Source organism: Mesorhizobium sp. M7A.F.Ca.CA.004.06.1.1 (genome assembly GCF_003999135.1).
Classification (GTDB): Bacteria; Pseudomonadota; Alphaproteobacteria; order Rhizobiales; family Rhizobiaceae; genus Mesorhizobium.
The window spans coordinates 1-9,237 of sequence record NZ_RZPQ01000161.1 but is presented as its reverse complement, the minus strand read 5'-3'; the positions used below and the strand labels follow the sequence as shown (position 1 = coordinate 9,237).

Sequence of the window (9,237 nt, the reverse complement as noted above, 5' to 3'; positions counted from 1 at the left end):
GAATTCGCCAAGCAGTTTCCAACAGCCGGAACCCTCAGCAACAGCTGATCGCCGGCAAGAACCGAGACTACAAACGGCGGCGCCATATCGGCGCCGCCGTTTGCTCTTGGGCCCTGGGTTGGCCCTGAGGTCGGCTTTGAGAGGCAGCGTGCCGTTCCCTCGATTGCGCGCGAGCGGCACCCCATATAGAGCGGTTGATGGCTTCATAGACCGCAGCACGAGTCCCATGTCCCTGCCCGCCGCAATTTTTCGCAATGACAAAAGCGCGCGCCAGCTCGTTTTCGACCGGCCGGCCGATATCATCGTGGCGCACGAAGCAGGGGATTTCGAACCGGCTCTGGAAGCAGCACAAGCCGCGCATGATGCAGGCAAATGGCTTGCCGGCTATTTCTCGTATGAGGCGGGCTACCTGCTCGAACCCAAGCTCGTTCCCCTGCTGCCGAATGAACGCCGGGCCCCACTCGTGTGCCTTGGGGTTTTCGATGCCCCGGTCGAAGAGGCGGTGCCGCCGCGCGACACCACGGCGACCAACGGCCCGATCTTCGACGCCCGTGCGACGTGGTCGCCGGAGGATTATGAAAAACGCTTTTCGCGGCTGCACCAGCACATCCGGCAAGGTGATTGCTACCAGGGCAATCTGACCTTTCCCGTGCATGCGCAATGGTCAGGCGAGCCGCTGGCCGCCTTCGATGCATTGACGGAACGTCAGCCGGTGAAATATGGCGCGCTGATCGCGCTCGGTGAACCCATCGTGCTGTCGCGCTCGCCTGAACTGTTCTTCGAGATCGACGCCGAGGGCATGATCGAGACGCATCCGATGAAGGGCACGGCGCCGCGCGGCGCCACCAAGGCCGAAGACGAGCGGCAGAAGATCTTCCTGCGCAATGACGAGAAGAACCAGGCCGAAAACCGGATGATCGTCGATCTCCTGCGCAACGATATCTCGCTGATCAGCGAGGTGGGCACGCTGGACGTGCCGGCGCTGTTCCGCATCGAGACCTACCCGACCGTGCATCAGATGGTAAGCGACGTCAGGGCCAAACTGCTGCCGGGTCTCTCTATCCGCCAGATCTTCGCGGCGCTGTTTCCTTGCGGTTCGATCACCGGCGCGCCTAAGATCCGTGCCATGGAGATCCTGCGCGACCTGGAAGGCACGCCCCGCGATGCCTATTGCGGCGCCATAGGCTGGATCGCGCCCGGCGGCCCGATGCGCTTTTCCGTGGCGATCCGCACCATCTCGCTCTTTTCGGGCGGCGAGGCCGTCTACAATGTCGGAGGCGGCGTCGTCTTCGATTCGACGGCGCAGGAGGAGTATCAGGAGTGTCTGCTGAAAGCGCGCTTCGCGACGGGAACACCGCCGACTTTCAGTTGATCGAGACCATGCGCTGGGAACCCGGCCCGGGCTTCCTGCGCTTCGATCGCCATCTTGCGCGCCTCTATGGCTCGGCGGCGGAGCTCGGCTTCCGCTGTGCTCCAGGCAAGGTCGGCGAGGCACTGAGCAGCGCGGTCGGCGGTTCCGGCGTTGCCATGCGCACGCGGCTCGTCCTGTCGCACGATGGTGAGGTGGCGGCCTCGGCGCAGCCTTATGAACCGCTCGCCGCCGACAAGGTCTGGATGCTGCGGCTGGCGCGGACGAGGCTCGATTCGCACGACACGCTGCTGCGCCACAAGACCAGCCGGCGGCAGCTCTACACGCGTGCCCGCGCCGAACACCTCATCACCCAGGCCGACGAGGTGCTTATGGCCAACGAGCGCGGCGAGATCTGTGAAGGCACGATCACCAATGTCTTTGCCGATCTCGGCGACGGCGTGCTGGCCACGCCCCGGCTCGACTGCGGCCTGCTGCCTGGTGTATTGCGCGCGCAGCTTCTGGATGAAGGCCGCGCCCGCGAAGCGATCTACAGCTTGGACGATCTGAAATCCGCCAAGTCCCTGTTCGTCGGCAATTCGCTGCGCGGACTGATCCCCGCAAGACTGACCTGAAACAGGACGACTGTGCCCACTCACACGCCCCCAGAGCATACGCTCCCCACCCACACGCCCTATGACGGCTCGTCGAAACTGTTCAGTATCGGGCTGAAGCCGCTCGATCCGGCGGACTGGATCGAGATCGACGGCCATCTGCTGCCGTATCTCGCCGAAAAGCACCGGCTCTATGCCGAAATCCCAGAGCGCGTTTTCGTCGAGGAGGACGGCACGCGCGATGCCCAGCAGGAAGTGCTCGACTTGCTCGCTGCGCATCTCCTGGAGAGGTTCCCCGAAACCCATCGGCTCGGCGGATCAGGCGTCGAGGTGGCGGGCGCGGCGGGCCGTCTGCCTGCTTCCCTCGCCGAGGCGCCGCTGGCTAAAGCCTCACAGCTCGTCCAGGAAGACCTGATCCTGATGCGCCGCGGTGACAGCGGCTGGCGGCTAGTCGCCGGCTCGCTCTGCTTTCCCTCGTCCTGGTCGCTCCTGGAAAAATTCGGCAAGCCGCTGCAGGACATCCACGCGCCGGTGCCGGGTTTCGGCCCGGGCACGCGTCCGGCGGAACTCATCAACCGGATGTTCGATGGCCTCCAGGGGCAGGCGGTCGAGCGCTACAACTGGTCGATCCAGTCCGACAACGCGCTCTATCATCCGCTCTCCGACCTGCAGCGCATCGACCGCGCCACCAACCGGCCGTCGCGCTTTCCCGATGGCGATATCGACGCTCATGCGTTCATCCGCGTCGAGCGGCAGACCCTGCGCAAACTGCCTGTTTCACGCGATATCCTGTTCACCATCCGCATCCATCTCGACCCGCTCGCCGTGCTGGCCAGGCACCCGGATCGGGCGAAGCTCGCGGCGTCTTTCGCCGCCCAGCTCGAAGCGCTCGATCTCGCCCAACTCGACTATAAGGGCCTGACATCAGACCGCGATCGGCTGGTCGACCGGCTCGGGGTGCTGGCGCTGTCCTAAATCGCGGCCAAGCCCAGCAGCAGGATCGCGGACATCGCGGTAAAGACGGTGACGTTGACATCCCACCGCCAACCCGCCGGTCCGAACGGCGGTCGGAATGGCAGGTAGCCGTTCTCGTCGTAGAGCACGCCGCCATAGATCGGTCGTGAGAGCATGGCCACGAAGAACGCTCCATACATGGCGACGCCCAATCCCCCGGCGAGATAGAGCCGCTCGGCTTGGAGTGGGCCTCCAATCCAGATAAGCCCCAGCGCAATCAGCGCGACTCCGGTGTAGCTCAGCACCTGCCAAACGACGTGAAACCGGGCGTGCGGAGTCCACAGCGGATTGGTGGCGTGGGTGGCGTTGAGGTCGGCTTTGATCGTCACCACACCGTAGCCCACGGTCGCGACGCTCAGCAGAATTCGGGCAAGCAGATGACTGTCGTAAGCGAGTTCCATCGCACTTTCCTCCTTCAATAGGGAAATCGATGACGGCAATTCAGCAGATCGTAATCCGAAGTACTTCAACTAGGAAACAGCAGTATGCCGGTCGATGCCGCACTTTGCCGGCCCCGACGCGGGAGCGTCACGCAGGCGAAACGGCTTGAATGGCGCCTTGGGCACAGAAGAGCTGCCCGTCGGCCAGCCGCGCATAGTTGTGGACGATCCCTTTCTCATGATCCTGCAACTGCACGATGAAGTTGCCGCTCTGCTCCGTCCAGCTCATGAGCACGAGGTTCGGGCGTACGCTGGTCATGTCGATCTTGACCACCTCGTCAATTTTGGTGGCTCCGATCGACGCCTGCACATGTAATTCCTCCGGCGAGAAAAACGTCAGCCGGGGTACGAACGGGCCGAAAACGCAGTCGAAAGTCTTACCGACAAGCGAGGCGGGAAAAACATTGGTTTCTGCCATAACACCCTCCCTGGGCGTGGCCGTTGGGACCAAGCCATTTGACGATCTTCGATGTTTCAGTCGCGAAAATGCCAGATACGCCTACTTGGAGCGCTCCAAGTGATACGATCCGCCCTTTCCACTTTCGAGTCAACAAAATTCTTGGAGCGCTCCAAAAAATGGTCTAACTGAAGGGAAACGGGGTGAATCGCAATGCCAACGCTAGCCGACGTGGGCAAGGCTGCCGGTGTCTCCCGGGGCACTGTTTCCAACGTCTTCAACCGGCCGGAACTGGTCAGGCCTGAGTTGCGCCAACGTGTCGAAGCGGCCGCGCGAGCGCTCGGGTTTGGCGGCCCCGATCCAAAGGGACGATTGCTGCGGGATGGCAAGTTCAATGCCATCGGGTTCATGCCGCCTGGCGCCTACGCCATCGCCGACGTGCTCAGAAGTCCCTATCTCCGCGAGTTGGTGCTGGGCGTTTCGCTCGCCTGCGACGAGGCCGGAACGACGCTCAGCCTTGTAAACGGCACCGATAATACCCGCATCGCCAATATCCGCGAGGCCCTGGTCGACGGCTTCATCCTTGGTCACAGCGCGGATATCGGCCTCATAACATCGGCACAACGGCGACGCCTGCCCTTCGTCATTCTCGAAAGCGACGCAGGTCCCGACATCAATTCGATAAAGATCGACGGCAGGAGGGGCGCGGTCGCTGCCGTCCGGCATCTGACCGGGCTGGGACACCGACATTTTGCCATCCTGTCCATACGGAGAACTTCAGGCCCTCCCATTGTGCACATGCCCGGACAGGCAAAGCGCCCGCTTCTTGCCGGCTTCTCACTCGATGACGAAAGGCTTGACGGTTTCAAACAGGGCTTGGCGGAGGCGAACTTGTCGATCGACGATGTCCCGATTATCGAGACGACGCCCGGCGATCCATCTGCTGGAGCGGTGGTGTTCGACAATGTGCCTGAAGCAACCGCGATCCTGACCATGTCGGATTGGCAGGCGATCACAATACTCGACGAGGCGGTTTGTCGCGGCATAGAGGTGCCGGGCCACGTGTCGGTCATTGGCTTCGATGGCACTGCTGAATCCGCGCGCACCACACCTCCGCTGACGACTGTCGCGCAAGACGTGATCGGAAAAGGCAGGCTCGCCGCCCGCATGGTTCTTGACAACCAACCGCCCCGCCAAGTCGTTCTGCCCGTGGAGTTGGTGGTTCGGGCGTCCACAGCTGCGCCGAGGGCAAAAATCCGTTGAACGGACGGGGCACGTCGCTTGCGCTTGGCAAATGAGCTAACTTTGGTTCGGGTAGAGCCATTCATCCACGGTTTCAGCCTTAACCACGTAGCCAACGCAGCTAGCCGCTGGTTGGCGCTTTTCGCTGGTTTGTGACAATGATCTGTGATGTAGCGCATGGCCGCCGGGCAAAAATCCCCGGCTTGCGCATGTTTTCCCAGTTTCCTGGGTTTTGAAGGAGTGCTCGATAAAATGGCGAATGAAAACTGGCCCGTTTACGGTGAGATCAGCGGCCCTGTCGTGATGATCGGCTTCGGCTCGATCGGCCGGGGAACGCTGCCGCTGATTGAACGCCATTTCCAGTTCGACAAGTCGCGCATGACGGTCATCGACCCGCGCGACACCGACCGCAAGCTGCTCGACGAGCGCGGCATCGCCTTCGTCCAGGAAGCGGTGACCGAGAAGAACTACAAGAAGCTCTTGACCCCGCTTCTGACCAATGGCGGCGGCCAGGGCTTTTGCATCAACCTGTCGGTCGATACCGGCTCGGTGGATCTGATGCGGCTCTGCCGCAAGCTCGGTGTTCTCTACATCGACACCGTCGTCGAACCATGGCTCGGCTTCTATTTCGACGCCAAGGCGGACAACGCCAGCCGCACCAATTACGCGCTGCGCGAGTCGCTGCTCAAGGAAAAGCACGACAAGCCCGGCGGCGCCACGGCGGTCTCCACCTGCGGCGCCAATCCAGGCATGGTCTCGTGGTTCGTCAAGCAGGCGTTGGTCAATCTCGCCACCGATCTTGGCCTGGAGTTCTCGGAGCCCGCGCAGGACGACCGCGAGGGCTGGGCCAAGCTGATGAAGAAGGCCGGCGTCAAGGGCATCCACATCGCCGAACGCGACACCCAGCGCGCCAAGAAGCCGAAACCGATGGATGTGTTCTGGAACACCTGGTCGGTCGAAGGCTTCATCTCCGAGGGCCTGCAGCCCGCGGAACTTGGCTGGGGCACACACGAGACATGGATGCCGAAGAACGCCAAGAAGCACAAGCACGGCTCGAAGGCAGCCATCTATCTGGAGCAGCCGGGCGCCAACACGCGCGTGCGCTCGTGGTGCCCGACGCCCGGCGCGCAATACGGCCTGCTGGTGACGCATAATGAGGCGATCTCGATCGCCGATTTCTTCACCGTGCGTTCCAAGAAGGGCAAGGTGCAATACCGCCCGACCTGCCACTATGCCTACCATCCCTGCAACGACGCTATGCTGTCGCTCGACGAGATGTTCGGCGCCGCCGGCAAGCCTCAGCCGGTGCATCATGTGCTCGACGAGAACGAGTTGATCGACGGCGTCGACGAACTCGGCGTGCTGCTCTACGGCCACGACAAGAATGCCTACTGGTACGGCTCGCAGCTGTCGCTCGCCGAGGCGCGCAAGCTGGCGCCCTACCAGAACGCCACCGGCATGCAGGTCACCTCGGCGGTGCTCTCGGGCATGGTCTGGGCGCTCGAAAACCCCGAGGCCGGCATCGTCGAAGCCGACGAGATGGACTACAGGCGGTGCCTGGAAGTGCAGTCCCAGTATCTCGGACCGGTCAAGGGCTATTACACCGACTGGACGCCGCTCGATAACCGCCCCGGCCTGTTCCCGGAAGACCTCGACCGGAACGACCCGTGGCAGTTCCGCAACATCCTTGTGCGATAGCAGCACCGCCTACCTGCCTCACCGCCTTGCAATCGCCCGGAAATCGGGCGATTGAAGGGATGCGGACCACAACGACACGCATTCATCTGGACGCATGTCGCTCTGGAAACTTGGATGCACGCCTCGTGCTTGTCGAAAATCGATTCCGGTTTTCGGGCCGATGCGAGAGGAGAGGATTTTCATATGATCATTGCGCGCAAAATTCTTTCGATGAGCGTGGCGGGTGCCATTGCGACGATGCTCGCCGCCCGTGCGACCAGCGGCCCTGATGAACCGCCGATGGCAGCGGCGCCCAAAAGCGTCGAGGGCTCCTGGATCGACGCCAAGGGCACCGGCCTGTCGACCTTCGCCGGCGGTACCTTCACGACCGTGGCCACCGACACCGGCCAGAAGCTTGCCGACGGCAGCTACACGATGACCGGCGCCACATCGGTGCAGATCAACGGCACCTCGCTGATCCGCCAGACCGCGGTCAGCTTCAACTGCCTGATGGTGTCGACAAGCCAGCTCAACTGCACGAGTTCCAGCGGTCAGAATTTCGTGCTGACAAGGCGCGTCTGAGCCCGCGACCATTCGTTTCCAAGGACGGCGGCCGGTTGGCCGCCGTCCTTTTTTATGCCGGCAAAGGGGTCCCGGATTCCGCTTGCGTCATCCGGAACGCGATGGGAACATGGCCGAAGCGCCGGCTGTTATGTTCCAGTCAAGCAAGAGCGCTAGTGGCCTCTGATCGGCTTTCCGGGAGACGAAGATGAAGAAACTTGCCGCCATTGCAGCCCTGTCAGCCTCAGCACTCGGTCTGTCGGCCGGCGCGTCCTTTGCCGACTACACGCTGAACATCCTGCATATCAACGACTGGCACAGCCGCATCGAAGGCAACAACAAATATGAATCGACCTGCTCGGCGGACGAGGAAACCAAGGGCGAGTGCATCGGTGGCGCGGGCCGGCTGATCACCGCGATCGCCCAGGAGCGCAAGAAGCTGCAAGGCCAGAACGTGCTGCTGCTCAGCGCAGGCGACAATTTCCAGGGCTCGCTGTTCTACACGACCTACAAGGGCAAGGTCGAAGGCGAATTCCTCAACGACATGAAGTTCGATGCCATGGCCCTTGGCAACCATGAATTCGACGACGGCGAGGCGGCCCTGGCGCCGTTCCTCGACATGATCAAGTTCCCGGTGCTCGGCGCCAATGTGAAGGCCAACGCGCAATCCAAGCTCGGCGACCGAGTCAAGCCATCTGTTGTCGTCGAGGTCGGCGGCCAGAAGATCGGCATCATCGGCGCGATCACCAACGACACGCCGGACCTCGCTTCCCCCGGACCCAACGTCGCAATAGAGGATGACGTCAAGTCGATCACCGCCGAAGTCGAGAAGCTCAAGGGCGAAGGCGTCAACAAGATCATCGCCGTGACCCATATCGGCTACAGGCGCGAGCGCGACGTCATTGCCAAGATCCCGGGCATCGATGTCGTCGTCGGCGGTCACAGCCATTCGCTGCTGTCGAACACCGATCCGAAGGCGGAAGGCCCCTACCCGACGATGGTCGACAATCCGGACGGCTACAAGGTGCCGGTGGTGCAGGCGGCGTCCTACTCGAAATATCTCGGCGAGTTCAAGGTGGTGTTCGACGACAATGGCGTCGTCAAATCGGCCAGCGGCGACCCGATCTATCTCGACAAGTCGATCACCCCCGACCCGGCCGTGCTCGCCCGCATCAAGGAGCTTGGGGCGCCGATCGAGGCGTTGAAGAACAAGGAAGTGGCGGAAACCACCGACGTCATCGACGGCAGTCGCGAGAGCTGCCGCACCCGCGAATGCGCGATGGGCAATCTCGTCTCCGACGCCATCCTCGACCGCGTCAAGGGACAGGGCGTCGAGATCGTCATCTCCAATGGCGGCGGCCTGCGCGCCTCGATCGACAAGGGCACCGTCACCATGGGCGAGGTGCTGACCGTGCTGCCGTTCCAGAACACGCTGGCGACGTTCCAGATTTCGGGCAAGGATCTGGTGGCCGGCCTCGAGGGCGGCCTCAGCCAGGTCGAGGACGGCGCCGGGCGCTTCCCGCAGGTCGCCGGCCTGAAGTATTCCTTCGACAAATCCGTCGCGCCCAATGCCGGCCGCGTCAAATCGGTGGAGGTCATGGAGGGCGGCGCCTGGACGCCGATCAAGCCTGACAAGGACTATCTGGTCGCAACCAACAACTATGTCCGCCAGGGCGGCGACGGCTACAAGGTCTTCGCCGACAAGGCCAAGAACGCCTATGATTACGGCCCCGGCCTCGAACAGGTGGTTGCCGACTACCTCGGCGCCCACCGGCCCTACACGCCGAAGCTCGACGGCCGCATCACCGAAATAGCCGCGACCGTCGCCGCGGCGCCTGCGGCCCCGGCAACCGATCCGGCCAAGCCAGCCGAAGCAGCGCCGGCCACGCCGGCGCCCGCACCGGCTGAAGCCGCCAAGCCTGCCGATGCGGCACAGGCAATGCC

General features: G+C 62.8%; 9 protein-coding genes. 7 read left to right on the top strand and 2 right to left on the bottom strand.

Annotated features, from left to right (window positions below):
* Nucleotides 1-226: 226 nt before the first annotated feature.
* The 3 genes from EN906_RS12535 to EN906_RS12525 are packed head-to-tail and all read left to right on the top strand — an operon-like array spanning nt 227 to nt 2,937.
* Nucleotides 227-1,372, top strand: a complete 1,146-nt coding sequence (locus tag EN906_RS12535) for an aminodeoxychorismate synthase component I (protein WP_127268300.1) — start codon at nt 227-229, stop codon at nt 1,370-1,372.
* Nucleotides 1,321-1,983, top strand: a complete 663-nt coding sequence (locus EN906_RS12530) for an aminotransferase class IV family protein (RefSeq protein ID WP_127268299.1) — start codon at nt 1,321-1,323, stop codon at nt 1,981-1,983. Before EN906_RS12535 ends, EN906_RS12530 begins: the two co-directional genes overlap by 52 nt.
* 12 nt (nt 1,984-1,995) lie before the next feature.
* Nucleotides 1,996-2,937 (top strand): DUF3445 domain-containing protein, encoded by a 942-nt coding sequence (locus EN906_RS12525; protein ID WP_127268298.1) that lies wholly within the window; start codon nt 1,996-1,998, stop codon nt 2,935-2,937.
* Here EN906_RS12525 and EN906_RS12520 read toward each other — a convergent pair.
* Both EN906_RS12520 and EN906_RS12515 read right to left on the bottom strand, forming a co-directional pair.
* Nucleotides 2,934-3,377 (bottom strand): hypothetical protein, encoded by a 444-nt coding sequence (locus tag EN906_RS12520; protein WP_127268297.1) that lies wholly within the window; start codon nt 3,375-3,377, stop codon nt 2,934-2,936. The genes EN906_RS12525 and EN906_RS12520 overlap by 4 nt on opposite strands.
* 127 nt (nt 3,378-3,504) lie before the next feature.
* Nucleotides 3,505-3,834, bottom strand: a complete 330-nt coding sequence (locus tag EN906_RS12515) for a hypothetical protein (protein ID WP_127268296.1) — start codon at nt 3,832-3,834, stop codon at nt 3,505-3,507.
* A gap of 210 nt (nt 3,835-4,044) precedes the next feature.
* On the opposite strand from EN906_RS12515, the gene EN906_RS12510 reads away from it, so the two are divergent.
* The 4 genes from EN906_RS12510 to EN906_RS12495 form a co-directional block, all read left to right on the top strand.
* Entirely contained in the window at nt 4,045-5,076 is a 1,032-nt protein-coding gene (locus tag EN906_RS12510; RefSeq protein WP_164749020.1) for a substrate-binding domain-containing protein, read from the top strand.
* A gap of 231 nt (nt 5,077-5,307) precedes the next feature.
* Complete coding sequence (locus EN906_RS12505; protein ID WP_127272620.1) at nt 5,308-6,753, top strand: homospermidine synthase; 1,446 nt, start codon at nt 5,308-5,310, stop codon at nt 6,751-6,753.
* Nucleotides 6,754-6,936: 183 nt separating this feature from the next.
* Nucleotides 6,937-7,314: a hypothetical protein gene (locus tag EN906_RS12500; protein WP_127375201.1), complete on the top strand. Its 378-nt coding sequence runs from the start codon at nt 6,937-6,939 to the stop codon at nt 7,312-7,314.
* A gap of 187 nt (nt 7,315-7,501) precedes the next feature.
* Nucleotides 7,502-9,237: bifunctional UDP-sugar hydrolase/5'-nucleotidase (locus EN906_RS12495; RefSeq protein WP_164777159.1), on the top strand; the 1,736-nt coding region annotated here is incomplete at its 3' end.

Bases quoted from the DNA above. Each gene is read 5' to 3' on its own strand.
- EN906_RS12500 (WP_127375201.1), top strand. From the start codon at position 6,937: ATGATCATTGCGCGCAAAATTCTTTCGATGAGCGTGGCGGGTGCCATT.
- EN906_RS12505 (WP_127272620.1), top strand. From the start codon at position 5,308: ATGGCGAATGAAAACTGGCCCGTTTACGGTGAGATCAGCGGCCCTGTC.
- EN906_RS12520 (WP_127268297.1), bottom strand. From the start codon at position 3,377: ATGGAACTCGCTTACGACAGTCATCTGCTTGCCCGAATTCTGCTGAGC.
- EN906_RS12515 (WP_127268296.1), bottom strand. From the start codon at position 3,834: ATGGCAGAAACCAATGTTTTTCCCGCCTCGCTTGTCGGTAAGACTTTC.
- EN906_RS12535 (WP_127268300.1), top strand. From the start codon at position 227: ATGTCCCTGCCCGCCGCAATTTTTCGCAATGACAAAAGCGCGCGCCAG.